This is a genomic window from Sphingobium sp. AP49, from assembly GCF_000281715.2.
In the GTDB taxonomy this organism is placed as follows: Bacteria; Pseudomonadota; Alphaproteobacteria; order Sphingomonadales; family Sphingomonadaceae; genus Sphingobium.
In genome coordinates, this window is sequence record NZ_CP124576.1 from 179,730 (window position 1) to 205,607 (window position 25,878).

Below are 25,878 nucleotides of genomic sequence, written 5' to 3' on the forward strand. Positions count from 1 at the left end.
TAGTCCTAAGGCATCGCCCCGGACGGGGCGGGTTGCGTCAACCGATCTTGGGCAGGCCATTGGAATTCGCAAGCCCCTGTGCCAGCGATTCGAGGACCTTGCGCAATTCCGGATCACCGATGTCGCGCAGGGAATCCCCCAGCTCGACCGGAATGGGTTTGAGGTTTCGGGGCGGCGGGCGCCGCTCGACCGGCGCGGGGCCGACCATGCCCTGCTTCATCGCCACCTTGACGACGGCGGCATAGCCGAAGAAGCGGTTCACCCGCTCGATGATGTCGGGCAGCGCATGCTGGATCATCGGTGCATGGCCGCTCATCACCGTCAGTTGCAGCGTGCCGCCCGATTTCTGGCCGACCGGGAAGCGGATCGATTCGGGCGCGGTGATCGCGGCATAGTCGACGCCGACGATATCGTTCCAGCGGGTGACGATGCTCGACTGGACGAAACCGAACTTGCGAAAGGCGGTGCGGCCGATTTCCGGCATCAGGTCGGCGATCGCGCGCGGCGCGCCGACGCGGGGGCGCTCGGCCGGCGGCGCGGCGCGGCTCGTCTTTTTCGCGGTCGGGGGGCGTTCCGTCATGGCCCGCTACATGGCATAGGGTCGCCATGCGCGTCGAGATGTCGGGTTCAAAAATCGCACGGGATCTGCTGGCCCATTATGACGTCAACGCCCGGCGCCTGCCCTGGCGCGCGCCGCCGGGCGCCAATGCGGCCGATCCCTATCATGTCTGGCTGTCCGAAGTGATGCTGCAACAGACGACGGTCGCGGCGGTCGGCCCCTATTTCGAGAAGTTCACGCTGCGCTGGCCCACGGTTCAGGATCTGGCCGCCAGCGCCGACGCCGACCTGATGGCCGCCTGGGCGGGGCTGGGCTATTATGCCCGCGCCCGCAACCTGCTCGCCTGCGCCCGCGCCGTGGTGGCCGACCATGGCGGCCGCTTCCCCGACACCGAAGACGCGCTGCGTGCCCTGCCGGGGCTGGGCGCCTACACCGCCGCCGCCGTCGCCGCGATCGCCTTTGGCCGCCGCGCCGTGGTGGTCGACGCCAATGTCGAGCGGGTGGTCGCCCGGTTGTTCGCCATAGCGACGCCCTTGCCCGCCGCCCGGCCGGAAATCCGGGCTGCCGCCGACAGCATCACGCCGGACCTGCGTGCTGGCGACTTTGCCCAGGCGATGATGGATCTGGGCGCCACCATCTGCACCGCGCGCAACCCCGCCTGCGGCATCTGTCCGCTGCGCGAGGATTGCGCGGCGGTGCGCACTGCCGATCCGGCCGCCTTCCCGGTCAAGGCGCCGAAAAAGGCCAAGCCCCATCGCCTCGGCCATGCCTGGTGGATCGAACGCAGTGATGGTCATGTCTGGCTGGTGCGTCGTCCGGACAAGGGGCTGCTCGGCGGCATGCGCGCGCTGCCCAGTTCCGACTGGGGCGCCGCGCCCGACGCGACGCCGCCCTTCGCCGCGCAGTGGCGGACGATTGATCCGCCGGTCGCCCATGTCTTCACCCATTTCTCGCTGGCGCTCAGCGTCCACACGACCCATGTGGGGCCGGATCATGTGCCGTCGGGCGCAGGCGAATGGTGGCCGCGCGACCGGATCGGGGAGGCGGGGCTGCCAACCTTGTTTGCGCGGGCGGCCGATGCGGCGATGAAGGAGATGACGGACGATGCACGGAACTGACCCAATGGCGCACGGCCTGCCCGGTTTCGTCGGCGGCACGCTTGACCGGGTCGACCATATCCGCAGCAATCCCGCGCTCCATGCACAGGCCTTTGCCGCGCCCAACGCCCGGCTGCTGATCCTCGAAGGGCTGGAGCCGGTGACGGACGATCATGGCCTGGCCCTGGCGCCGCTCGCCCCCGATGCCCGGATCGAGGAGCATGTGCTGCTCGGCGTCGATCTGCAGGACCGGCCGATCTTTGCCCATCTGGTCGAAACGCTGGCCCAAGGCCCCAATGCGACGCCGCGCTCGCGCGGCCTCGCCGATCTCGTCTCCGCGTCCGACGTCGCGCTCTACGGCACCGCGCGCAGCCTGGTCCATTGGCATGCCCGCCACCGTTTCTGCTCGGTCTGCGGCGCGCCGACCCATGCGCACAAGGCGGGCTGGGCACGCCGCTGCCAATCCTGCGCCTCCGAACATTTCCCGCGCGTCGATCCGGTCTCGATCATGCTGGCCGAACATCAGGGCCGCGTCCTGCTCGGTCGCCAGCATAGCTGGCCGCCCGGCCGCTATTCCGCGCTCGCCGGCTTCATCGAGCCGGGCGAGACGGTCGAGGAAGCGGTCGCGCGCGAGTTGAAGGAGGAAGCCGGCATCACGGTCCATTCCGTCCGCTATGTGATGAGCCAGCCCTGGCCCTTCCCGTCGTCGCTGATGATCGCCTGCATCGCCCAGTGCGACGATCCCGCGCTCACCCTGGACGAGACCGAGATCGAACATGCCTTCTGGTGCGATGCCGATGGCGTCGCCGCGGCATTGGCCGGCGATCCCGACGCGCCTTTCCTCGCGCCGCCGCGCATGGCGGTCGCCTGGCACCTGCTTGACCATTGGCTGCGCGGCGCGGTTGCCCCGTCCGACGCAAGGGCGTAAGGCCCGGGCTTCGTCTTCATTACAGGATCGATTTCCCTCTATGCTCAGCCTCGAAGAAGCCCAGTCGCGCGCGCAGGATCTGGTGACGGCGGCGCGCAAGGCAGGGGCGGACGCGGCCGACGCCATCTATGCCTGCAACGCCTCGACCACGGTGGCGGTGCGGCTCGGTGCGCTGGAGGATGTCGAACGGTCCGAGGGCGAGGAGATCGGCCTGCGCGTCTTCATCGGCCAGCGCTCGGCCAGCATTTCCGCGTCGGACATGAACCCGGCGACGCTCGCAACCCTGATCGACCGCAGCATCGCCATGGCGCGCGAGGCGCCGGAAGATCCCTATGCCGGCCTGGCGCCGGAAGACCGGCTGCTCCGGAAGCGTCCGCCAGCGCTCGACCTCGTCGATGAGGAAGAGCCCGAACCCGCCGCCCTGCGCGAACGCGCGCTGGTCGCGGAGGAAGCCGCACGCAGCATCCCCGGCATCACCAACAGCGAAGGCGGTGGCGCGGCCAGCGGCCGCAGCCAGGTCGCACTCGCCACCAGCCATGGCTTTGCCGGCGCCTATGCCGCGACCAATCATTCGACCTGGGCCAGCGTGCTCGCGGGCAGCGGCGCCGACATGCAGCGCGACCATGCCAGCCATGCCAGCCGCCATCTTCAGGATCTCGACAATGCCGAAGCGGTCGGCATGCGCGCGGGCCAGCGCGCGGTCGCGCGGCTCAATCCGGGCAAGGTGGACAGCGGCGTCATGCCGGTCATCTTCGATCCGCGCATCGGCTCCAGCCTGGTCGGCCATCTGATCGGCGGCATGGTCGGGCCGGCGATCGCCCGTCGTTCCAGCTTCCTGCTGGATTCGCTGGGCGAGACGCTGTTCGACAGCAAGATCACGATCATCGACGATCCGTTGCTGCTGCGGGGCCTGCGCTCGCGCCCCTTCGATGGCGAAGGCCTGCCGGTGGCGCGTCGCGCGCTGATTGAAGAGGGTGTGCTGACCGGCTGGCTGATGGAAAGCGCCTCGGCTCGCCAGCTCGGCCTGGAACCGACCGGCCATGCCAGCCGGGGCGGCGCCGGTGCGCCGGGCGCGGGCATCACCAATGTCCATATGGAAGCGGGCAGCCTGTCGGTCGGCGACCTGATGGCCGATGTGAAGCGCGGCATCTATGTCACCGAACTGATCGGCATGGGCGTGAATGGCGTTACCGGCGACTATAGCCGCGGCGCCGCCGGCTTCCTGATCGAGAATGGCGCGGTCGGCCCGGCCGTGTCGGAAATCACCATCGCCGGCAATCTGAAGGACATGTTTCGCACCCTGGTGCCGGCCAATGACCTGATGTTCCGCTATGCCATGAACGTGCCGACCCTGCGCATCGACGGGATGACCGTTGCCGGCGGCTGAGCCCCTTCTGCCGGCCGTCGTCGCGGCGGTGAGCGATGCGGCCGACCGCGCGCTGGCGCTGTGGGCCGATGGCGAGACCCGCGTGCGTCAGTGGGAAAAGGTACCCGGCCATCCGGTCTGCGAGGCGGACCTGGAGATCGACGTCATGCTGCGCGAACGGCTGGCGGCGATCGATCCGCAGGCCGGCTGGCTGTCGGAGGAGACGGCCGATACCGTGCATCGCTTGGGTGTATCGCGCGTGTGGGTGGTCGATCCGATCGACGGCACCCGCGACTATCTGCGCGGTCGGCCCGGCTGGGCCGTCTCGGTCGCCCTGGTAGAGGATGGCGCGGTCCGGCTCGGCATCTTGGCGGCGCCCGCACGCAAGGAGCTGTGGATTGCGCAGGCCGGGCAGGGGGCGACCCGCAACGGCGTGCCGCTCCATGCCGGCAATCGCACCATGCTGCCCGGCGCCCGCGTTCCCGCCGATCAGCTACCCCGTGCCGATCGCGATCTTGTCACCGTGCACAAGCCCAACAGTATCGCGCTGCGCATGGCGATGGTCGCCGCCGACGAGGCCGATCTGGTCGCCACCGTGCGCTGGGGCAATGAATGGGACGTCGCCGCATCCGCGCTGATCGCGCAGGAGGCGGGTGCCATCGTTACCGATGCGCTGGGCGATCGCCTGGCCTTCAATCGACCCCAGCCGGTCGCCTTCGGCCTGCTCTGCGCGGCGCCCGGAATCCATGCCGCCGCTGCCGCCCGCCTGGCGCCGCGCGCGAAGGAGATATTGGGCAAGGCCTGATACCAGCCTTAGCCGGTGCAGCGTTTGACCGTTTTTGCCGGCAGGGACCGGGTCAGTTCATCGCGCACGACATCGGCCCAGATGCGATAGCCCGCCTCGTTCATATGGACCCGGTCGGCCTGGTAATTGTCGCCTAGCTTGCCGTCCTTCAGCAACGGCGTGGTGATGTCGATATAATGGGTGTCGGGCATGTGCGGCAGCAGACGTATTGCGGCGGCATTCAGCAGCTTCTGGTCGGGAAACAGGTGCCAGCGTCCAGGGCTTGGCTTGGCCGACAGGACCAGGACCGGCACGTCGCCCAGTAATTCGCTGCGCATTTCCAGAAATTGCGCCAGTTGATGCACGATCTGGCGCACCGGATGGCCGCGCGCAAGGTCGTTTTCACCGGCATAGAGGATGATGGCGTCAGGCCGGGGTGTCGTCGGATCGACATTGGCGAAGCGCGGCAATATCTCGTCGAAGGTCGCGTCGTTGATGCCGCGATTATGCGCGATCCAGGGCGCCATGTCGCGCTCCAGACTATCCCACCGGCGAATGGAGGAACTGCCGACGAACCACAGGGCGCAGGCCCCTTCCCGGCCCTGTCCGGCCGGCAACAAGGCACGGGACTCGCGATACTGGGTAAAGGCGAACCAGCCGCCCAGGATCAGGCAAAAGATCGACAGGGCCATCAACCGCTTGCCCCAGGCGGATTCCAGACGCTGCAAGATTATGGCGACCCTTCCTGCTAACGGACCAAGCCTAAACGATATTTCGTTCTAGGAAAGAGGGGTAAAGATAAAAGGGTGAAGAATGGGAAAGGCTGTGTCCGTTTACGGCTTGGCAATATTGTAACGCTATCGTTCCGACAGCTATTGAGCGAGCACCCCTTGGCCAAGAATCCGTCGATCGACCTTCTGAAAGGACTGTTGATCCTGCTTGTTATGGGCGGGCATGCGATGGAATTGACGCATCAGCAACATCTGTTGCTATGGATTGGCGCTGGTTTTCGTATGCCGCTGATGATCGGTATTTCGGGTTATCTGCTCAATGTGACCCGCACCCGAACGGCGCCCTTCGATGATCTCATGACCCGTTATGGCCGGCGTATGCTGCTGCCATGGGGGGTGGCGATGCTGATCTATGTGCTGGCCAGCGGCGTGCAGTTCAGCTGGGAATTGCCGCTCGACATGCTGCTGCGGCCGCCCTTCCATCTCTGGTATGTGCCGGCACTGTTCTTGCTGATCCTGCTCACCCGGCTGGTCCCGCTGTCTCCGCTGTTGCTGCTGGCAATCGGCACGCCCGTCAGCCTCGTCACCATGTACGCCTTCGGTCTCGATCATGGGCCGGTTGGGGGCGGGCTGCTCGCGCCTGACAGCCGCTTCCTGCGCTATCCGGTCTATTTCTTCTTCGGCATGCTGGTGGCGGAACGCAGCATGCCGAAGCGTTATCTGGGGATCATCCTGCTGGTGGGGGCACTGGGGCTGTTCTGGTGGTCCGATCTATATGGCACCGGTGACGCGCTGGGCTTCGTGCCGGCGCGCCTGCTCATGTGTCTGGCGCTCATCGCGCTGCTCCCCAGCCTGGCGGCGACGCGCTTTCATTTTGCACCGATCAACCGCATCGGCCGCGACAGCCTGTTCTTCTATCTCTGGCATCCGCTGGTCATGGGCCTGCTGGCGATCGTCGACCCCCATGGCGGCGTGATCCTGTGCGGCGCGCTTGTGTTGCTCTATCTGGCGAGCATGGCTGCAAGCCGCAGCGCGCTCAGCCAGATATTGCTGGGCATCGCACCGCGGCGACCGCCGGTCGCGGTGCCACCGCCCGACATCCTGTCCGCTACGGCCTAATTGTCAGAGCTTGCCATATTTCGCTTCAAAACCGGCGATATCGCCAGCGGCGAGATATCGGGCCTGGTCGATCCACTGGTCGCGGACGGGACGGCCCTTGAAATTGCCCAGCTTCGCGTCGATCGCGGCGATGTCGTCCTCTGACCAGCCGGCGATCTGGGCATAGCGGGTCACGCCCAGTTCGGTCAGCAGCGCACCCAGCTTCGGGCCTACGCCCTTGAGCTTCAGCAGATCATCGCCGCCATCGACGGATGCGGCAACGGCGGGCGGCGTCGGGGCCGGCACCGTAACCGGCTCAACTGCGGGAGTGTCGGCAGTGGCGGGTGCCGGGGGCGAGACGGGTGCCGGCTCCACCTCGGCCGGTTCGGCCGGCCTGGCAACCGGTATCGGATCGGGCGTCGCCACAACCGGCGCGACGGCAGGTTCGATCATGGGCTCGGCGGGAACCGGCGTCGTTACCGGAGGCGGTGTCTCGACCGCGCCGGCTTCCGACGCGGTCGATTTGCGCTTGCCCGACAGCAGGAACACGATGCCGATCACGACCAGCAGCGCGATCAGCAGCCACAGGCCATAGTCCATGAAGAATTCCTGCATCGCCCTTTGCCTCCCGGAAATGATGTATCGGCCTATTTAAGGATACCGCGTAGCGCGGGACAAGGGGGACATGTCCCGATCCTGCGCCGTTTCGACCCTTAAAGCGCCTCGCGGGCGACCTCGCGCCAGCCAATGTCGCGGCGGCAGAAGCCGGTGGGAAAGTCGATCGCGTCGACCGCGGCATAGGCGGCGGCCTGCGCCGCGCCCACGGTATCGCCGGTCGCGGTGACGTTCAGCACGCGGCCGCCATTGGCGACGATCGCGCCGTCCTTATCCGCCGTACCGGCATGGAAGACGCGGGCGCCCTGTGCTTCGGCTGCATCGATGCCGCTGATCGCACCGCCCTTTTCCGGCGTGCCGGGATAGCCATTGGCCGCCATCACGATGGTGAGGGCCGTGCGATCCGCCAGCGCGACCGGCCCCTGCTCGGCCAGCTTGCCTTCGGCCACCGCCAGCAGCAGCTCGACCAGGTCGCCGTCGAAGCGCATCATCAGCACCTGGCATTCGGGGTCGCCGAACCTGGCATTATATTCGATCAGCTTGGGGCCTTCCTCCGTCAGCATCAGCCCGGCATAGAGCACGCCGGAATAGGGCATGCCCTCGGCCGCCAGCGTCTCGACCGTCGGCTTGATGATCCGCTCGATCACCTGCGCTTCCAGTTCGGGCGTCAGCACGCGGGCCGGGCTGTATGCGCCCATGCCGCCGGTATTGGGGCCGGTGTCGCCGTCGCCGACGCGCTTGTGATCCTGCGCCGATCCGAAGGGCAGGATCGCGCTGCCATCGGTCAGGGCAAAGAAACTGGCTTCCTCGCCCGTCATGAATTCTTCCAGCACCACTTCCTCGCCGGCCTTGCCGAACGCGCCGGAGAACATGGTGTCGAGCGCGTCCAGCGCCTCCTCCCGCGTTTCGGCGATGATCACGCCCTTGCCCGCCGCCAGGCCATCGGCCTTGATCACCACCGGCAAAGTGAAATCGTCGAGCGCGGCGATCGCGCCATCCTTGCTGGTGACGCGCTGATAGCCGGCGGTCGGGATATTGGCGCGCTGGCACAGATCCTTGGTGAAGCCCTTGGAGCCTTCCAGTTGCGCCGGCTTCTTGTTGGGGCCGAACACGGCGACGCCCATGGTACGCAGATTGTCCGCCAGGCCATCGACCAGCGGCGCTTCCGGCCCGATCACCACCAGCGCGATCGAGTTGCGGGTGCAGAAATCCAGCACCGCGCGATGATCGGTCGCGTCTAGGTCGACCAAAGTGGCATGCTGGGCTATGCCGGGGTTGCCAGGCGCCGCATAGAGCGTCGAGAGGCGTGGCGATTGTGCCAGCTTCCACGCCAGCGCATGTTCGCGGCCGCCGCCGCCAAGCAGAAGGATGTTCATCTCGGCCATGTCCCCGGAATTTGATGCCTATGACAGTTCGGGCCGCCTGTTAGCCGAGGAAAGGGCGGGGGACAACGCGCCGCCGCTCAGCGTCAGCGAATTGTCGGGCCTGCTCAAGCGCACGGTGGAGGACCAGTTCGGCCATGTCCGCCTGCGCGGCGAGATTTCCGGCTTCAAGCGCGCGGCCTCGGGCCATCTCTATCTGGCGCTGAAGGACGACAATGCCGTGCTCGACGGGGTGATGTGGAAGGGCGGGGCGCAGCGGCTCGCTTTCCAGCCGCAGGACGGGGTCGAGGTGATCGCCACCGGCAAGCTCACCACCTATCCGGGTCGCTCCAAATATCAGATCGTGATCGATCGGATGGAGCTGGCGGGTGAGGGCGCGCTGATGGCGCTACTCGAAAAGCTCAAGGCCAGGCTGGCGGGCGAAGGGCTGTTCGACCGCGATCGCAAGCGCCGCCTGCCCTTCCTGCCGCGCACGATCGGCGTCGTCACCTCGCCCACCGGCGCGGTGATCCGCGATATTCTCCATCGCCTGGCGGATCGCTGCCCGACCCAGGTGCTGCTCTGGCCGGTGCTGGTCCAGGGCCAGGGTGCGGCCGAACAGATTGCCCGCGCCGTGCGTGGCTTTTCCGCCATGGACGGCAGTGGCCCGCTGCCCCGGCCCGATCTCGTCATCGTCGCGCGCGGCGGCGGTTCGATCGAGGATCTGTGGAGCTTCAACGAGGAAATCGTCGTCCGCGCGGTCGCCGAATGCTCGATCCCGACCATATCGGCAGTCGGGCATGAAACCGACACGACCTTGTGCGACTATGCCGCCGACATGCGCGCGCCCACGCCCACGGCCGCCGCCGAAATGGCGGTGCCGGTCCGCGCCGAACTGCTGGCGATGCTGGGGGAAATGGGCCTGCGCTCGGGCCGGGCGGTGCGGCGCGGCGCGATGCAGGCGCGCGAGCGGCTCGACATGCAGGCGCGGCTGATGCCGACGCCCGATACCCTGCTCGCGCCGCAGCGGCAGCGGCTCGATCTCCTGTCCGACGGGCTCAATAGCGGCCTGCGCCACCGGCTGGCCGACGCCCGCGCCCATCTGGGCCAGGTCAGTGGCGCGCTGCGCCCGGCCTTGTTGCGCCAATATCTCAGCCGCGCGGCGGAGCGGGTCGACCGGTTGCGGCTGCGCCCCGACTATCTGACCCGCGTCTATCGCGATCGGGCGACCGCCTTTGACCGCCTTTCGCGGCTCTTCACCTCGGTCAATCCCGACCTGCCGCTGCAGCGCGGCTTTGCCCGGGTGATGGCGGGCGACCGGCTGGTCCGTTCGGTCGTCGATGCGCAGGCCGCAGGCCAGGTCAGCCTGCACTTCGCCGATGGCGCCGTGGCCGCCGCGATCGATGGTGCCGCACCTCTTGAGCCGGCCCCCGCGCCCGCTATATCCGCCCCATCCCGTCCCGCGCGCAAGCCGCGCGATACCGTTGAAGGCGGGCAGCAGGATCTCTTCTCCTGATGCGCCGCAGAAAGGCCTGATTCATGCTGTTATGCCCATGCTGATGTCCAATCGCGACCGCCCGGCCCGGCTGCATTACATGCCCTACAGCTTCCGCGTGCTGCAGGCCGGCGACCATGTGCTGTGCGCCGTGTCCGGCCAGCGCATCCCGCTGGAGGATCTGCGCTACTGGTCGATCGCCCGGCAGGAACCCTATGCCAGCGCTGCCCTGTCGGTCGAGGCAGAGCTGAAGGCGCGCGCCGCCGGATGATCTGCCGCGTCGCTGTGCTGCTGGCCGTCACCGCATTGCCGCTTGCTCCGGCGATGCTGCGCGCGGCGCCGGCTGCTGTGAGCGCTGCCGATTTCATCCTGTCCGGCCCGGCGATCCAGGGCGGTACCCTGCTCGGCACCGCGCCGGCCGGTACGGTCGCGCTCCATTTCGGCGACCAACTGGTCCCGGTCGATGCCGACGGCCGCTTCCTTATCGCCTTCGATCGTGACGCGCCACCGCCCGCCAGGCTCAGCGCGCGCCTGTCGGATGGCCGGGTCATCGACCGCGCCCTGACCGTCGCGCCGCGCGAATGGCGGCTGGAGCGGATCAACGCGCCGCTGCGGCCAACGAAAAGCAGCGAGGCCTTCCTCGCCCTGCGCAAGCCCGAACTGGAGCAGATCGCCGCCGCCCGCGACAAGCTGACGGACGCGCAGGGCTGGCGCCAGACTTTCATCTGGCCGCGCCTCGGCCGGATTTCCGGCCTGTTCGGGTCGCAGCGAATCTATCAGGGCCAGCCCGGCGCCTATCATGGCGGCGTCGATGTTGCCGGCGCGACCGGCGAGCCGGTGGTGGCGCCGGCCGATGGCGTGGTGATCCTGGCCGCCGATCATCCCTTCACGCTGGAGGGCAATCTGCTGATGATCGACCATGGCCATGGCCTCAACAGCGCCTTCCTGCATCTGTCGCGGATCGATGTGAAGCCCGGCGACCATGTGGCACAGGGGCAACGCATCGGCGCGATCGGTGCCACAGGCCGTGCCACCGGTCCGCACCTCCACTGGGGCATGAAGTGGAATGATGCCCGCATCGACCCGCTGCTGCTGGCCGGGCCGATGCCGCAGGCGCGATAGCTTTTAGCCGACCCGCTTCATGCGGACCGCCCGTCCCCCGTCGATCTTGCCCAGGAAGCTTCCCATGGCGGCACGTTTGAGTTCGATCGTGGAGCCGGGCTTGGGATCGCGCGCCGAAGCCTCGGTGGTCAGCCACTGCGCGCCATCTTCCAGCGTGATCAGCCATTTGCCATAGCCCAGGCTCTTGACCGTGGTGATCTTCGCCTCGATCCGGGATACGCCTTCGGTTTCGGGCGCATCGGGCTTGTTCTCGTCGTCACCCAGGAAGGGGAGCTTGGGGAAGGAAAAGCCGAACAGCGTACGCCGCGTCTTGTTGAGCTCGGTTTTGTCGAGCACGACGACCTCGTCGCGCTGCGATGCGCTTGCCATCGTGGCGACCTGTTGGTCGAAGCAGGACAGGCGCGCCGCGTCTTCTGCAATATCTCTGCATTTCAGTAGATTGACGAATATTTCTGGCTTGGGCTGTTGCCGTTCTGCCGCCATGCTTCCGGTCGCGGCGAGGCACAGCGGCATGGCCAGCAACAAGCTTCGATAGGCCGTCATTTGCATGATTCTCCATGGGTCTGGGCGTCGCGGCGTCACCATGCCTTGGCCAGAGCGAAGGTCAATAGGGACGACGAAACGACCCTGGCATGGGGTAATGCGTCACAATCTGACATCGTTCATGCTCGCTGATGCAGCATTGATGTCAACGAATGCCATGTTGTGAAATTATCTTGCTTTTCGGCCGTAAAACAGTCCGTTTCGCGCCTTGTTGCATTTTTGATACAGCCCCCTTCAAAAGAGGTCAGGCGCCATTTCCCGTGCTTTACAGCAGCTTTCCCTCCGCGCAGGTTCCCTAAATCCATACGGGGGATCGCTGTCGGGCACCATATCCCCTTGTAGGTGCACATGAAGGCAGGTGATCTGCCACACTCCAGAGCAAGGGACTGGAACCGTGAAGACTTTTTCTAAGAGGGCACTTTTGCGTGCCAGCGCCGCTCCGGCGATCCTCGGTGCGTCGCTGATCGCGACCGCCGCGTTCGCGCAGGATGCGCCGCAGGCTGCCGAAGCCGACACCAGCGATACCATCGTTGTGACCGGCTCGCTTATCAGGAACCCCAACCTGGCTCAGTCGACGCCGGTTCTGGCGACCACGTCGGACGAAATCGACCTGCGCCAGAGCAACAACGCAGAACAGCTGCTGCGTGAAATTCCGGGCGTCGTTCCCAGCATCGGTTCGGCCGTGAACAACGGCAACGGCGGTGCATCGACCCTCAACCTGCGTGGCCTGGGCTCGAACCGCAACCTCGTCCTGATCGACGGTCGTCGCATGGTTCCCTACGGCCTGGGCGGCGTTTTCGATCTTAACAACGTCCCGCTGGCCCTGGTGGAGCGCGTCGACGTTCTGACCGGTGGTGCATCGACCACCTATGGTGCCGACGCGATCGCGGGCGTGGCCAACTTCATCCTGAAGAAGGACTTCTCGGGCTTCGAAGGTACCGTCTCGAACCAGCTGACCGACGATGGCGACGGCAATGCCTTCCGCGCCGACGTCACCATGGGTGCGAACTTCGACGACGGCCGCGGCAACGCGGTGCTCAGCATCGGCTACCAGGAAGTCGACCCCGTCTACCAGGGCGCGCGTTCCTTCTCGAAGACCTATCTCGAATCCTATCTCGCCGAGTGCATCTCGTGCCAGGGTTCGGGCACGACCTCGCCGACCCGCATGTCGCTGCCGGGTGCCGGTACGCGCCAGATCAGCGCCGACGGCAATTCGCTGGTTCCGACCTACCAGACCTACAACTTCAACCCGTACAACATCTTCCAGACGCCGTTTAAGCGTTTCAACATGTTCGGTTCGGCCAATTACGAGATCAGCGACTCGGTCAAGGCCTACACCCGTGGCATGTTCTCGAAGAACACGGTCAACACGATCATCGCTCCGTCGGGCGCCTTCGCCCTGGCGGTCGTGATCCCCTACAGCAACCCCTATCTGTCTGACGGCATCCGCAATCAGTTCTGTACTGCGAATGGTCTGACCACCGCGCAGTGCTCGGCTGCTGCCGGCGCGACCAGCACGACTGATCCGAACTATCGCACCTTCAACACCACGATCTCGCGTCGTGCGGTCGAAGCCGGTCCGCGTATCTCGGAATTCAAGACCACCTTCTTCGACTATGCGCTGGGCTTCCAGGGCGATATCGGCTCGCACCTGAGCTGGGATGTCGGCGGTTCCTATGGTGAATCGGAGCAGGTCCAGACGCAGCAGGGCTACACGCTCAATTCGCGCGTTAAAAACGCACTGCTGGCGACCAACACCACCACCTGCCTTGACGGTTCCGACACTTGCGTCCCGCTGAACATCTTCGGCCCGACCGGTTCGATCACCCAGGACATGGTCGACTATCTGACTGCCAACAGCCAGATCACGACCAAGACCACCCTCGCGCAGGCTCATGCTACGCTGAGCGGCGACTTCGGCGTGACTTCGCCGCTGGCATCGAACCCGATCGGCTTCGCCGTCGGTGGCGAATATCGCAAGTACACGGCGATGATCCAGTCGGACGAATTGTCGAAGGCGAACGATCTGGGTGGTGCCGGTGGTGCCCAGCCTGATGTAAACGGCGGCTTCGATGTCTATGAAGCCTATGGCGAATTGATCGCGCCGCTGATCGAAGATCGTCCGTTCGCCAAGCTGCTGTCGGTTGGCGCCGGCGTCCGCTATTCGAGCTACACGGTCGATGCGCCGGGCAAGCCGAGCTATGATACCTGGACCTACAAGTTCGAAGGTAGCTGGGCTCCCGTCGATGATATCAAGTTCCGCGGTAACTATTCGCGCGCCGTCCGTGCACCGAACGTTGCGGAACTGTTCACGCCGCTGACCACCGGCCTGACCAACCTGGCAACCGATCCCTGCGCCGGCAGCGCTCCGCTTGGCAACGCCAATCTGGCCGCGATCTGTCTCGCTCAGGGTGCGCCGGCTGACACCATCGGCTTCATCGAACAGCCTTCGGCTGCTCAGGCCAATGCCAGCACCGGCGGCAATCTGGACATCAAGCCGGAAACGTCGGACAGCTGGGGCGTCGGTGCGACCATCACGCCGACCTTCCTGCGCGGTTTCTACGCCACGATCGATTACTACAACATCAAGGTGAAGGACGCGATCACGACCCCGACTCCGGGCGATGCGATGAACGACTGCTTCGGCAACATCACGGCCGCCAGCGCGTCCAGCACCGCCTGTACCGTCATCGGTCGCGCCGAAGACGGCAGCCTGAACGGTACCGCCACCGGTCTGTACCTGCCGCTGTCGAACCTGGGTACGCTGAAGACCGACGGCATCGACCTGTCGTTGAACTACAAGCATGAGTTCAACTTCGCGACGCTGACGCTGGGCTTCAACGGTAACTGGACCAACAGCTCCAAGTTCCAGGCAACCCCGACTTCGCTGAACCGCGATTGCGTTGGCTACTACTCGGTCAACTGCGCCTCGATCCAGCCGAAGTTCCAGTGGTCGCAGCGCACCACCTTCACCTTCGGTGACGTGGATCTGTCGCTCCTGTGGCGCCATATCGACAGCGTGAAGTTCGAGCCGCAGCAGCTGGCCGACGATATCGCTTCCGGTATCGACGCGGGTTGTGAAGATCCGGCCGGTGCCGATCCGGACGGCTGCACCATCGATCCGCAGTTCCGCAAGATCAAGGCTTACGACTATTTCGACCTGACGGCTCGTGCCGCCGTGTCGGACAACGTGACCCTGACCTTCACTGTCATGAACATGTTCGACAAGAAGCCCCCGGTCGTCGGTGGTTCGGCCGGTTCGACCTCGTACAACAGCGGCAACACCTACCCGTCGACCTACGACGCTCTGGGCCGCAAGTTCGCTGTCAGCGCGAAGATGAAGTTCTGATCCCAACCGGATCGATCTGAAAAAAGAGAGAGGCGGACCTTGCGGTCCGCCTCTTTTTTTGTCTGCCGGATGTGGGGGCAGGGCATGACGCGACCCTGCGCAATGCCTTCCGGCCCGGGCATGTCGGGGTAAGGTGAGGCTCAGGCGGCCAGCGGGTGGGGGAGCTGCATCGGGACCTGGAAGCGGACGGCGATTTCTTCGGCCCAGCGTAGGACCATCCCGATTTCCTCGCCATGAACCGCCATCGCGGTCTGGCGATCCTGGCTGCGGCGTTCGGCCCCGAACGCATCGCCGGTCTTGCTGTCGGTCGCGAATGCAGGGCCGGTCAGCATGGCGTCCATATCCGCGTTGGAAAGGGGCAAATCGAAATGTGCGACCAGGGCCACCATCGTCCGTCGCGGATCCTGCATCAAGGCTTCGCTGTCGAGCGACCGTGCGCGGGCCGGACCATATTCCCGCAACAGCCTTGCAAACAGCGCCTGTTGGGCCAGCCAGCCGACCGCTGCGGCTTGCAGATCGGTCAATTCGAGATAGTCATGCTGTTCAAAGCCGAAGGGAATGCTGCCGTCGCGCATCTGCTTGACCAGCAACTCGCGTGCCCAGCGGCGGCTCCACAGGCCCTTGCGGGCAATTGAGGACAGATATTGCTCCAGTGGGGCGTGCAGGAACAGCGCGCGGGCATCGGGGCGCATCGCCATCATCGCCGGGATAAGGCCGTTGACGACATTGGACGGCTTCATGATCACGCTCTCGCCTGCGGCAAAGGGGCGGGCCAGTAGGCGCAGACCCTGGTCCATCACCATGGCGATGCGCTTGCCGTCTCCCCCCCGATGGCGCCAGCCGACCATGTCGTTCAGCAGGACCGGCTCTTTGAGCGTCGTGGCCTTGCCTGGCAGGTCCAGCGCACGGGCGAGCAGCGTCGAGCAGCAATAGGCGGAATGAAAGATGAAATGGACCGGCGAGGGCGCGGGGGCTAGGGCTAGGGCTTCCGTCCGCTGTATGACCATCGGCGGACCGGGCGCCAGATGTTCGTCGGTCAGGAACGTGGCCTTGGCGCGTGTCTGCCGATCGGCCTCGACCAGGTGGAAACTATCCTGTCGCTCATCATAACGGTGCGCCAGCCAGGCGGGATTTGCCAGGGCCTGGCGGCTGGACGGTGCGGAACTGCTCATGCCGTTCGTCCTCGCATGATGGATGCAAGGCGGCAAGCCGTGGCGCGGGCAATGCCTTTGCGGTTGCACGATGGCCATGCTTTGGGCAGCTTGCGGATCGGGGGTATGAATGAACGATATTGCAACAGTGTTGCGTCGCGTCGATGAGGCGCGCGCAAAGGGGGATCGGGTGCGCGAAGCCGCGCTCCTGGATGAGGCGCTTCGGCTGGCGCCGAACAGTCCGCAATTGCTCAACGGTCGGGGGATGGTGGCGCTTGCGATGAACAGGGCGGCCGACGCCGTCATCTTCTTCCGTCGCGCCACCGACTGCGATCCGCAGCAACCTGCGCTCTGGATGAATCTGGCTACGGCGCTGCGGGGGTGTGGCGACGATGATGCAGAGCAGGCCGCGCTCGACCGCGTGCTTGGCATCGACCGCATCCATTTCATGGCGCAACTGCGCATGGCGGAATTGCAGCAGCGGCGTGGCCAGGTGGCGGCGGCGACCCAGAGCTGGAGCCAGGTCTTGGCTCTGTCCGATGGGCTGGAGGAAATTCCGCCGCCGCTGCAGGCCCGGCTGGATGAGGCGCGGGCGTTCGTGCGCGGCCGGATGGCGGCGCTCGCGGCGGAAATCGACGCCGGCTTTGCGGATGATCTGGCGGGGCAGCCCGATCCCGACGTTCGCCGTTTCAAGGCGGGCATCGATCATCTGCTGGGGCGGCGGCGCATCTATCGGAACGAATGCGCGGGTCTGCATTATCCGTTCCTGCCGGCGGATGAGTTTTTCGATCGATCGCATTTCCCCTGGCTGGATGCGCTGGAAGCGCAGACCGACGCCATCCGTGCGGAACTGCACAACCTGCTGCGCCAGGGTGCCGATCTGCTTCGTCCCTATGTCCGCCAGGAAAGCGGGACGCCGGACAATAAATGGACGTCGCTTGACGGCTCGCTCGATTGGGGGGCCTGTTTCCTGTGGGAATATGGGGTGCGCAATGATGCGGTGTGCGATCTCTGCCCGCAGACGGCGGCGGCACTGGATGCACTGCCGCGCAGCTATATCGGCGGTCGGGCGCCTTCGGCCTTCTTCTCCTTGCTCAAGCCCAAGGCCCATATTCCTGCGCATACCGGGGTTACGAACACGCGGGCGATCGTCCACCTGCCGCTCATCGTGCCGCCCGGCTGCAGCTTCCGGGTCGGTGGCGAAACGCGGCAATGGGAAGAAGGCAAGGCTTTCGCATTTGACGACACGATCGAGCATGAGGCGTGGAACGATAGCGATACATTACGCGCGGTTTTGATCTTTGACGTTTGGAATCCGTATCTTACCAATCGAGAACAGGAACTTCTGCGTCGCTATTTTGCCCTGGCGGATCAGAGCGCGCATCGACCCGATGCGTGAGAATTTGCTGCGATTCTACGTTGCCCCGCGCTGATATTTATATAACAACCATGTTATTAAGCGGCGATAGGCAGGGTGCACCGCCGCATGAACGAAGCGTCCAGCCCTGGTCCTTGTAGGAGCTTTTGAATGTCTATTCGTCTCGGTGCCGTCCTTGTCGGGCTTTCTTTGGTGACGATTCCGGTGACTGTTTCGGCCCAGTCGCCAGAGCCTGCTGCAAAACTGGACAAGAATGATCCCAACGCCGTGCGTTGCCGCCGTCTCGATGAAACCGGTTCGCTCGTGCGCAAGACCCGTGTCTGCAAGACCAATGCGGAATGGCGGGCGATCAGCGAGCAGCAGAATCGCGATGCGGACGATCTTATCAGTCGCAACCGCGCAGGCATGAACCCCAACGGCTAAGCCGTCCGGATCGCGCGTCCCGCCGGATTTTCGGCAGGAAAATCGATCCTTCGGGTGAAAGAGGGGGAGGGGGCATCACGCGTGGTGCCCCCTCTTTTTATCTGGGACCATTGGAAACTTCATCTTCCTCTATACGGGGAAAGCCGATGATGCGGGTGATAATCCTACGAAATGCTACTGCTTTCCCCGCCGCCTTATCCTCCCGAATGACCTGAATTATTGTTATGTTTCAACACCGTAACGGTGTTGCTGTAATGTTGCACATTTGTAAAAATCGTAACGTTTCGTAACGCAACGGGGTTTACAGCCAATCCCATGGGGCGCACCCATGCCCCGCCTTGTGGTTCCGCAGGGTCGCACTGGTCACAGCAGACAGAAAATCTGTCGCTCCAGATTAAGGGACTGGAAATTTGAAGAACGCATCGATTGCCGCATTTTTGCGGGCCGGAGTCGCGCCCGTCATTCTCGCCACCGCGCTGTTCCAGGCGCCCCTCCATGCTCAGGATAATGCTCCGCAGGCCGATGACGGCGCGAACGACACGATCGTCGTCACCGGTTCGCTGCTGCGCCAAGCCAACAAGGACAGCATTTCGCCGATCACCACCGTGTCGTCGGAAGATCTGGCGATCCGCGGCATCACCACGGTCCAGCAGGGCATCCAGAATCTGTCGGCCAATAACGGCCCGGCGCTGACCAACGGCTTCTCGGCCAATGGCGCCTTCGCCGGTGGCGCCTCGGCGGTCTCGCTGCGCGGCCTGTCGACCTCCTCGACGCTGGTGCTGTTCGACGGCCTGCGCGCCGCTTACTATCCGCTGGCCGACGACGGCACGCGCAACTTCGTTGACCTGAACACCATCCCCGACGCCATCGTCGACCGGGTCGAGGTGGTGAAGGACGGCGCGTCGGCCACCTATGGCGCCGACGCGGTCGCCGGCGTGGTCAACATCATCACCAAGCGCGAAGTGAAGGGCCTGCACCTTCAGGCCGAAGCCGGCGTCGCCGAAAAGGGCTATGGCGCCAACCAGCGCCTGTCGGCCACCTATGGTTATGGCGACCTGTCCGAACAGGGCTTCAACGCCTATGTCAGCGCCCATTATCTCAAGAGCCAGGCGGTCTATAACAAGGACCTGGGCTATCCCTACAATACGGACAACCAGTCGGGCATCTGCCATGACGGCGTCTGTGGTCCCAACAACATTGCCAATGGTGTCGATCCCAGCATCGGCTTCACCGGCCTGTCGACCGCGACCAACGTGTTCATGGCGCGTCCCTATGATGCGGCAACGGGCGCTGGCACCGGCCGCTACGAACTGCTCAACGCCGCTGCCGGCTGCGGCAGCCTGACGCCCTACACGCTGACGGCCGAGGAATATGCGGCCAACAAGACCGCGCCGCAGACGGTTTGCCAGCAGGACATCACCCACGATTACAGCCAGGTCCTGCCGGAACAGCAGCGCTGGGGCATTTCGGGCCGCTTCACCAAGATCGTCGGCGACAGCGGCGAAGCCTATCTCGAACTCAACTATGAGAACAGCAAGTCCTCCTACACCGGCCTTGCCTCGATCATCCGCGCCAATGCCCCGGCCGGGATCGACTATTCGGCCTATTCGACCTCGACCGGTGCGGGCCTGCTGCGTCTGCCGGTCTATGTCTGCGCCCGTGGCACCGCCAGCTGCGACGCCAGCAACGGTACGCTGAACCCCAATAACCCCTATGCCGCCCAGGGCCAGGAAGCCGCCATCATCGGCCGCCTGCCGACCAGCACCGAATATAATGAATCGGTCAGCCAGGTCTTCCGCGCGGCCGCCGGCATCAAGGGCGATTTCGGCGACGACTGGCATTATCAGGTCGATGGCACCGCCATGGTCTCGAAGCTCAAGACCACGGCCAAGGGCTATGTCTACATCCAGCATCTGCTCGATGTGATCGCGGACGGTTCGTACAACTTCATGAACCCCTCGGCGACCTCGCAGGAGACGCTCGATTATCTGACCCCGACCCAGATCAACCACAGCAAGACCCAGCTCTATCAGGGCCAGGCCAGCATTTCGAAGGAAGTGTTCGACCTGCCGGGTGGTCCGCTGCAGGTCGCAGTCGGCGTTGCCGCGCGTTATGAATCGCTCAACAATCCCAGCGGCAACCCCGATTATGACGGTCAGACGGAGCGCTATTTCCGCCTGAACGCCTTCGGCGCCAAGGGCCATCGCGACGTCGAATCCGCCTATTTCGAGGTCAGCGCGCCGATCGTCGACCAGCTCGAACTGACGGCGGCGGGTCGCTACGACCATTATTCGACCGGCCAGGACAATTTCTCGCCCAAGTTCGGCGCGAAGTTCAAGCCGATCCGCGAACTGATGTTCCGTGGCACCTTCTCGAAGGGCTTCCGCATCCCCAGCTTTGCGGAAATGGGCGCCCTGCCGACTACCGGCTATGTCACCCAGTCGATCGGTTCGATGCCGCAGGAATTCATCGACCAGCATCTGAACTCGGCCGGCACCGGTCCCAACACTTATCTGACCACCTATTCGATCGGTCAGACGACGGTCGGCAACCCGAACCTGAAGGCGGAAAAGTCGCGCAACATCACGCTCGGCGCGACCTTCCAGCCGCTCAACAATCTGTCGTTCAGCGTCGACTATTATAACATCAAGAAGACCGGCGCGATCACCTCGGTGAACTTCTCGAACGCGATCGCCAACTATTATGCCACCGGGGAAACCTCCTATGATGGCGTGACGGTGATTCCGGACGAGGTCGACCAGGAACATACCGGTTCGCAGCGCCGCATCGCCTTCGTGGAAGGCAGCTTCATCAATGCCAACACGATCAAGACGTCGGGCATCGATTTCAACGCGATGGGCAAGTTCCGCCTGAACGACAATATCACCTTCTCGACCTCGATCGATGCGACCTATGTCATCAAGCTGAACACCGAATATCCCGACGGCACGGTCGAACATTATGTCGACACGCTCGGCAACTTCAACCTGACTTCGGGTTCGGGTACGCAGCAATGGCGTGGCAGCTGGCAGAATACGCTGGACTTCGGCCGTGGTTCGATCAGCGCCACCGCTTACTACACCGATGGCTATGACTATTCGGCCGAGGATCAGGGCGGCGTTGCCGGCGACTGCAGCCTGGTGCCGACCAACTATGATGGTGACGCCTATCAGGGCTGCCGCGTGAAGTCGTTCATCAGCGTCGACATGACGGGCACGATCAAGGTCAACGACCAGTTCGAGCTCTATGCCAACGTCATGAACGTCTTCAACAACAAGCCGCCGATCGATGCGACCACATATGGCGCCTATCTCTACAACCCGGTGGTTGGCGAGTCGGCGATCCTGGGCCGCTCCTTCCGCATCGGCGCGAAGGCCAGCTTCTAATTAGATAATATAAAAGGGCGGCCCTCCCTTGCGGGGCCGCCCTCCTTTCAGGACCAACTGGCGTGCGGCGCGCCCGACTTAGCCGACACTGAGCTTCAGCGCGCCGTCGCCATCTTCCACCGTCACGGTCGATCCGTCCGGCACCTCGCCGCGCAGGATCAGGTCGGCCAGCGGGTCCTGCAGATAACGCTGCACCGCCCGCTTCAATGGCCGCGCCCCATAGACCGGATCATAGCCGACCCGGCCCAGCCAGGCCCGCGCCTCGCCGGTCAGGTTCAGCGTCACCTTGCGGTCCTTCAGCAGCTTCTGCACCCGTGCCACCTGGATATCGACGATCGGTGCCATATGGCCCGCACCCAGCCGGTGGAACAGGATGATCTCGTCCAGGCGGTTGAGGAATTCGGGGCGGAAATGGCTGCGCACCATCTCCATCACCTGATCCTCGACCTTCTCGACCGGCTCGTCGTCGGGCTGGGCGGCGATATATTGGCTGCCCAGGTTCGACGTCAGCACGATGATCGTGTTGGTGAAGTCGACGGTGCGGCCCTGGCCATCGGTCAGGCGGCCATCGTCCAGCACCTGCAGCAGCACGTTGAACACATCACTGTGCGCCTTCTCGACCTCGTCGAACAGCACGACCTGATAGGGCCGGCGCCGCACCGCCTCGGTCAGCACGCCGCCTTCCTCATAGCCGACATAGCCCGGAGGCGCGCCGATCAGCCGGGCGACCGAGTGTTTCTCCATGAACTCGCTCATGTCGATACGCACCATCGCGCTCTCGTCGTCGAACAGGAATCCGGCCAGCGCCTTGGTCAGCTCGGTCTTGCCGACGCCCGTGGGGCCAAGGAACAGGAAGCTGCCCAGCGGCCGGTTCGGATCCTGCAGGCCCGCCCGGCTGCGACGCACGGCGGTCGCCACCGCGCGCACGGCATCGGCCTGGCCGATCACCCGCTTGCCCAGTTCCGCTTCCATCGCCAGCAGCTTCTCGCGCTCGCCTTCCATCATCCGGTCGACCGGAATGCCGGTCCAGCGCGACACGACGCTGGCAATATCCTCGGCCGTCACCTCTTCGCGCAGCATCGCGCCCTTGGACGCGCCCTGGGCCTCGGCCAGCTGCTTTTCAAGCTGCGGGATGGTGCCATATTGCAACTCGCCCGCCTTGCCATAGTCGCCGCCGCGCTGCGCCTGCTCCAGCTGGAGGCGCGCGGCGTCCAGCTGTTCCTTCAGCTTGGCTTCGCTGGCGATCTTGTCCTTCTCCGCCTGCCAGCGCGTGGTCAGCTCGGCCGACTGCTGCTCCAGATTGGCAAGATCGGTCTCCAGATTGGCCAGCCGGTCCTTCGACGCCTGGTCGCTTTCCTTCTTCAGCGCCTCGCGCTCGATCTGCAGCTGCATGATCCGGCGATCGAGATTCTCGATCTCCTCGGGCTTGCTCTCCACCTCCATGCGGATGCGGCTCGCGGCCTCGTCCATCAGGTCGATCGCCTTGTCGGGCAGGAAACGGTCGGTGATATAGCGGTTGGACAGGGTCGCCGCCGCCACGATCGCGCCGTCGGCGATGCGCACGCCATGATGCGCCTCATATTTGTCCTTGATGCCGCGCAGGATCGAGATCGTGTCCTCGACCGTCGGCTCGCCGACGAACACCGGCTGGAAGCGCCGCTGGAGGGCCGGGTCCTTCTCGACATATTTGCGATATTCGTCGAGCGTGGTCGCGCCGATGCAATGCAGTTCGCCACGGGCAAGCGCGGGCTTCAGCAGGTTGCCGGCATCCATCGCGCCTTCCGATTTGCCCGCGCCGATCAGCGTGTGCATCTCGTCGATGAACAGGATGATCTGCCCGTCCGCGCCCTTCACCTCGTCGAGCACGCCCTTCAGCCGCTCCTCGAATTCGCCACGATATTTGGCGCCGGCGATCAGGCTGCCCATGTCGAGCGCCATCAGCGTGCGGTCCTTCAGCGTATCGGGCACGTCGCCATGGGCGATGCGCAGCGCCAGCCCTTCCGCGATCGCGGTCTTGCCGACGCCCGGCTCGCCAATCAGCACCGGGTTGTTCTTGGTCCGGCGCGCCAGGATCTGGATGGTGCGGCGAATTTCCTCGTCGCGGCCGATCACCGGATCGAGCTTGCCGGCCCTAGCCGCATCGGTCAGGTCGCGAGCGAATTTCTTCAGCGCATCATAACGGTCTTCCGCGCCCGCGGTGTCGGCGGTGCGGCCGCCGCGCAGGCTGTTGATCGCGCCATTGAGGGCTTCGGCTTTCACGCCGGCGGTCGCCAGCGCCTTGCCCGCCGCCGTGGTCGTCGCCAGCGTCAGCGCCAGCAGCAGCCGCTCGACGGTGACGAAGCTGTCGCCCGCCTTCTGTGCCACCTGCTCGGCGCTATCGAGCACGCGCACGGCATCATTGTCCAGGCCCGGCGTCTGCTGCGCGCCGCTGCCCGATACGGCCGGCACCTTGGCCAGCGCGGCATCGGTCTCGCGCAGTGCGGTCGCGGCATCGCCGCCCGCCGCCTTGATGAGGCCGGACGCCATGCCCTGCTCATCTTCGAGCAGCGCCTTCAACAGATGTTCGGGGCTGATCCGCTGATGGTTCATGCGGATCGCAACGGTCTGCGCCGATTGCAGGAAACCCTTGGCGCGGTCGGTAAATTTTTCGAGGTTCATTATCATCCCCTTCAAGGCATTGCTGGCGATGTAATGTTGCAAAAATGACACACAAGGGGCGCGGGCAAAAAATCCGCGCCCCCGTGCATTTGGCTTACGGCATTTATCTCACTGCTTCGGCGCCTTGGCCGCGTCCGGTGCGAACAGGTCGCCGAAGAAGTCTGCCTTGTACCATTGGGGCGGGGTGTCGCTATCGGTCATAACCCTGGCAATGCGGTAGTTGGCTTCGGCAAAGCGCGCGCCCGCGTCCCAGTCGATCTTCTGCGTCATGTCGTCGCCGGGATGGTGATAGGCGCCGCTCAGAAATTCGCCCCAGGCCTTTTCGCCGCCATTGGCATAGCCGGTCGCCAGGAAGACGGCGGGTACGCCCTGCTTCACGAACATATAATGGTCCGACCGCACGAAGATGGTTTCCTGCGGCATCGGGTCGGCGGCCAGCGTGATCCCCATCGGCGCGACTGCCTTGGCGACGATCGGCCCCAGGGTCGAATGGTCGGCGCCGAACGCGATCACGTCGGTAAAGGGATAGAGCAGCAGCGGCATGTCGAGGTCGACATTGCCGACGATCTGCTTGCCCGGAACGGTGGGATGGCGGGCATAATAGTCCGCGCCCAGCAGGCCCTTCTCCTCGCCGGTGGAGGCCAGGAAGACGATCGATCGGCGCGGCTTGTTGGGCGACTGGGCCATGGCACGCGCCACTTCCAGCATGGTCGCGATGCCGGCGCCATTGTCCAGCGCGCCATTGTTGATGCGGTCGGTGTCGGGCTTGTCGCCGGGCTTGGCGGGGCTGATGCCGATATGGTCGAGATGCGCCGACAGGACGACATATTCGTCTTTCAGCTTGGGGTCGCTGCCCGGCAGGATGGCGACGACATTGGGGCTGGTCACCCGCTCGCTGACGCTTTCGACCTGGATCTGGACATTCGACTTGAGCGCAAAGCCCTTGGGCTTGCCGCCGGCCTTGTCGGCTTGCTTGCGGATCGCCGCGATGCTGGTCGGCGCGCCGGCGAACACCGCCTGCGCCGCCGCATCGTCCAGGCTGGCGCCGACCCGGATGCCCGGAGCGGCGTCGAACGGCACGCCTTCTGGCGAGACCCAGGTGAAGTCGGGCTCGTCGGCGAACTGGACCATGCGGTTCCAGGGGCGGGCCTTCATCGACTGGAGGGTACCGATGGACAGCATGCCGATCGCGCCATGCGCCTCGGCGATCTTGCCCTTGGTGGCGGACAGATGCGCGCCTTCCTCGCTCGGCAGTCCCTTGGGATAGCCGCGCAGGGTGACGACGATCTTCCCTTTCACGTCCAGCCCGGCATAGTCGTTGAGGCCAAGCCGCGCATTTTCCAGGCCATAGCCGACGAACACCAGCGGCGCCGACACGTCCAGCTTGGGCTCGGCCGCGTTCATGCCGATCAGCACGTCGCCGGCATGGGTGAAGCGCTTGCTGCCGGCCGGACCGGTGACGGTCAGCGTGCCCGGCGTCTTGGCGCGCTCGGTCTTCTGGAAGCTGATGCGCTGCAGCCAACTGCCATCGTCACCGGCGGGCTTCAGGCCCAGCCCGTCGAACTGGCTGGCGACATAGCGGGCGGCGATTTCATGCCCCTCGCTGCCGGTGTCGCGACCTTTCAGCAGGTCGTCGGCCAGGAATTCGACATGGGCGCGGACGGCGACGGGCGAGAAGGTGGGCGTATCGGATGCGGCCGGGGCGGCGGTCTGAGCGGGTAGGGCGGTGGGCAGGACGAGGGCGGCGGCGGTGGTGGCCAGCAGGGCCAGGCGTTTCATGGGATCGGGGACTTTCCGTCTCTAGGGATGATGGCGCGCAGACTTGCCCCTGCGT

The 25,878-nt window shown here is 64.9% G+C and carries 20 protein-coding genes; 12 read left to right on the top strand and 8 right to left on the bottom strand.

Annotation, left to right across the window (positions count from 1 at the left end; translation table 11 throughout):
• Nucleotides 1-37 precede the first annotated feature (37 nt).
• Complete coding sequence (locus PMI04_RS00875; protein WP_007705805.1) at nt 38-580, bottom strand: DciA family protein; 543 nt, start codon at nt 578-580, stop codon at nt 38-40.
• A 26-nt stretch (nt 581-606) separates the two neighbouring features.
• Here PMI04_RS00875 and PMI04_RS00880 point away from each other — a divergent pair, with 26 nt between their 5' ends.
• Genes PMI04_RS00880 through PMI04_RS00895 form a run of 4 tightly spaced genes read left to right on the top strand, consistent with a single transcriptional unit; the run spans nt 607 to nt 4,755 of the window.
• On the top strand, nt 607-1,677 hold the full coding sequence (locus PMI04_RS00880; RefSeq protein WP_007705802.1) for an A/G-specific adenine glycosylase: 1,071 nt from the start codon (nt 607-609) through the stop codon (nt 1,675-1,677).
• Entirely contained in the window at nt 1,664-2,584 is a 921-nt protein-coding gene (nudC, locus tag PMI04_RS00885) for an NAD(+) diphosphatase (protein WP_007705799.1), read from the top strand. Before PMI04_RS00880 ends, nudC begins: the two co-directional genes overlap by 14 nt.
• Before the next feature lie 40 nt (nt 2,585-2,624).
• Nucleotides 2,625-3,971 carry a metallopeptidase TldD-related protein gene (locus PMI04_RS00890; protein ID WP_007705796.1) on the top strand — a complete coding sequence of 449 codons (1,347 nt, stop codon included), beginning with the start codon at nt 2,625-2,627 and terminating at the stop codon, nt 3,969-3,971.
• Nucleotides 3,958-4,755 (top strand): 3'(2'),5'-bisphosphate nucleotidase CysQ, encoded by a 798-nt coding sequence (locus tag PMI04_RS00895; RefSeq protein ID WP_007705793.1) that lies wholly within the window; start codon nt 3,958-3,960, stop codon nt 4,753-4,755. The genes PMI04_RS00890 and PMI04_RS00895 overlap by 14 nt, the downstream gene beginning before the upstream one ends.
• Before the next feature lie 8 nt (nt 4,756-4,763).
• On the opposite strand, the gene PMI04_RS00900 is transcribed toward PMI04_RS00895, so the two are convergent.
• Nucleotides 4,764-5,462, bottom strand: a complete 699-nt coding sequence (locus PMI04_RS00900; RefSeq protein WP_007705775.1) for a GDSL-type esterase/lipase family protein — start codon at nt 5,460-5,462, stop codon at nt 4,764-4,766.
• A gap of 162 nt (nt 5,463-5,624) precedes the next feature.
• On the opposite strand from PMI04_RS00900, the gene PMI04_RS00905 reads away from it, so the two are divergent.
• Nucleotides 5,625-6,584, top strand: a complete 960-nt coding sequence (locus PMI04_RS00905) for an acyltransferase family protein (RefSeq protein ID WP_007705771.1) — start codon at nt 5,625-5,627, stop codon at nt 6,582-6,584.
• A gap of 3 nt (nt 6,585-6,587) precedes the next feature.
• On the opposite strand, the gene PMI04_RS00910 is transcribed toward PMI04_RS00905, so the two are convergent.
• Together PMI04_RS00910 and purD are read right to left on the bottom strand one after the other, a co-directional pair.
• Entirely contained in the window at nt 6,588-7,178 is a 591-nt protein-coding gene (locus PMI04_RS00910; RefSeq protein WP_007705768.1) for a hypothetical protein, read from the bottom strand.
• A 98-nt stretch (nt 7,179-7,276) separates the two neighbouring features.
• Nucleotides 7,277-8,554 (bottom strand): phosphoribosylamine--glycine ligase, encoded by a 1,278-nt coding sequence (purD, locus tag PMI04_RS00915; protein WP_007705765.1) that lies wholly within the window; start codon nt 8,552-8,554, stop codon nt 7,277-7,279.
• A gap of 7 nt (nt 8,555-8,561) precedes the next feature.
• Between purD and xseA the strand changes: the two genes are divergently transcribed.
• The 3 genes from xseA to PMI04_RS00930 are packed head-to-tail and all read left to right on the top strand — an operon-like array spanning nt 8,562 to nt 11,156.
• Nucleotides 8,562-10,055 (top strand): exodeoxyribonuclease VII large subunit, encoded by a 1,494-nt coding sequence (gene xseA, locus PMI04_RS00920; RefSeq protein ID WP_007705762.1) that lies wholly within the window; start codon nt 8,562-8,564, stop codon nt 10,053-10,055.
• 37 nt (nt 10,056-10,092) lie between these two features.
• Nucleotides 10,093-10,305 (top strand): DUF2093 domain-containing protein, encoded by a 213-nt coding sequence (locus PMI04_RS00925; protein ID WP_007705759.1) that lies wholly within the window; start codon nt 10,093-10,095, stop codon nt 10,303-10,305.
• 53 nt (nt 10,306-10,358) lie between these two features.
• Nucleotides 10,359-11,156 (top strand): M23 family metallopeptidase, encoded by a 798-nt coding sequence (locus PMI04_RS00930; protein WP_052028031.1) that lies wholly within the window; start codon nt 10,359-10,361, stop codon nt 11,154-11,156.
• A 3-nt stretch (nt 11,157-11,159) separates the two neighbouring features.
• Here the strand turns inward: PMI04_RS00930 and PMI04_RS00935 are convergent, their stop codons facing one another.
• A complete protein-coding gene (locus PMI04_RS00935; RefSeq protein ID WP_007705751.1) occupies nt 11,160-11,699 on the bottom strand; it encodes a hypothetical protein in 540 nt (179 codons plus the stop codon).
• Nucleotides 11,700-12,093: 394 nt separating this feature from the next.
• On the opposite strand from PMI04_RS00935, the gene PMI04_RS00940 reads away from it, so the two are divergent.
• Complete coding sequence (locus PMI04_RS00940) at nt 12,094-15,048, top strand: TonB-dependent receptor (RefSeq protein ID WP_037485438.1); 2,955 nt, start codon at nt 12,094-12,096, stop codon at nt 15,046-15,048.
• Nucleotides 15,049-15,188: 140 nt separating this feature from the next.
• Here PMI04_RS00940 and PMI04_RS00945 read toward each other — a convergent pair whose 3' ends face one another.
• The gene (locus PMI04_RS00945) at nt 15,189-16,220 is read right to left on the bottom strand and encodes a hypothetical protein (protein WP_007705747.1); all 1,032 of its coding nucleotides are present in this window, start codon (nt 16,218-16,220) and stop codon (nt 15,189-15,191) included.
• 109 nt (nt 16,221-16,329) lie between these two features.
• Between PMI04_RS00945 and PMI04_RS00950 the strand changes: the two genes are divergently transcribed.
• The 3 genes from PMI04_RS00950 (at nt 16,330) to PMI04_RS00960 (ending at nt 21,386) form a co-directional block, all read left to right on the top strand.
• The gene (locus tag PMI04_RS00950; RefSeq protein WP_007705745.1) at nt 16,330-17,598 is read left to right on the top strand and encodes an aspartyl/asparaginyl beta-hydroxylase domain-containing protein; all 1,269 of its coding nucleotides are present in this window, start codon (nt 16,330-16,332) and stop codon (nt 17,596-17,598) included.
• Nucleotides 17,599-17,727: 129 nt separating this feature from the next.
• Complete coding sequence (locus tag PMI04_RS00955) at nt 17,728-18,000, top strand: hypothetical protein (RefSeq protein ID WP_007705743.1); 273 nt, start codon at nt 17,728-17,730, stop codon at nt 17,998-18,000.
• Nucleotides 18,001-18,410: 410 nt separating this feature from the next.
• Nucleotides 18,411-21,386, top strand: a complete 2,976-nt coding sequence (locus PMI04_RS00960) for a TonB-dependent receptor (protein ID WP_007705741.1) — start codon at nt 18,411-18,413, stop codon at nt 21,384-21,386.
• Nucleotides 21,387-21,464: 78 nt separating this feature from the next.
• On the opposite strand, the gene clpB is transcribed toward PMI04_RS00960, so the two are convergent.
• Nucleotides 21,465-24,044: an ATP-dependent chaperone ClpB gene (gene clpB, locus PMI04_RS00965; protein WP_007705738.1), complete on the bottom strand. Its 2,580-nt coding sequence runs from the start codon at nt 24,042-24,044 to the stop codon at nt 21,465-21,467.
• A 108-nt stretch (nt 24,045-24,152) separates the two neighbouring features.
• Nucleotides 24,153-25,823, bottom strand: a complete 1,671-nt coding sequence (locus PMI04_RS00970; RefSeq protein ID WP_007705735.1) for a M28 family metallopeptidase — start codon at nt 25,821-25,823, stop codon at nt 24,153-24,155.
• Nucleotides 25,824-25,878: the final 55 nt, after the last annotated feature.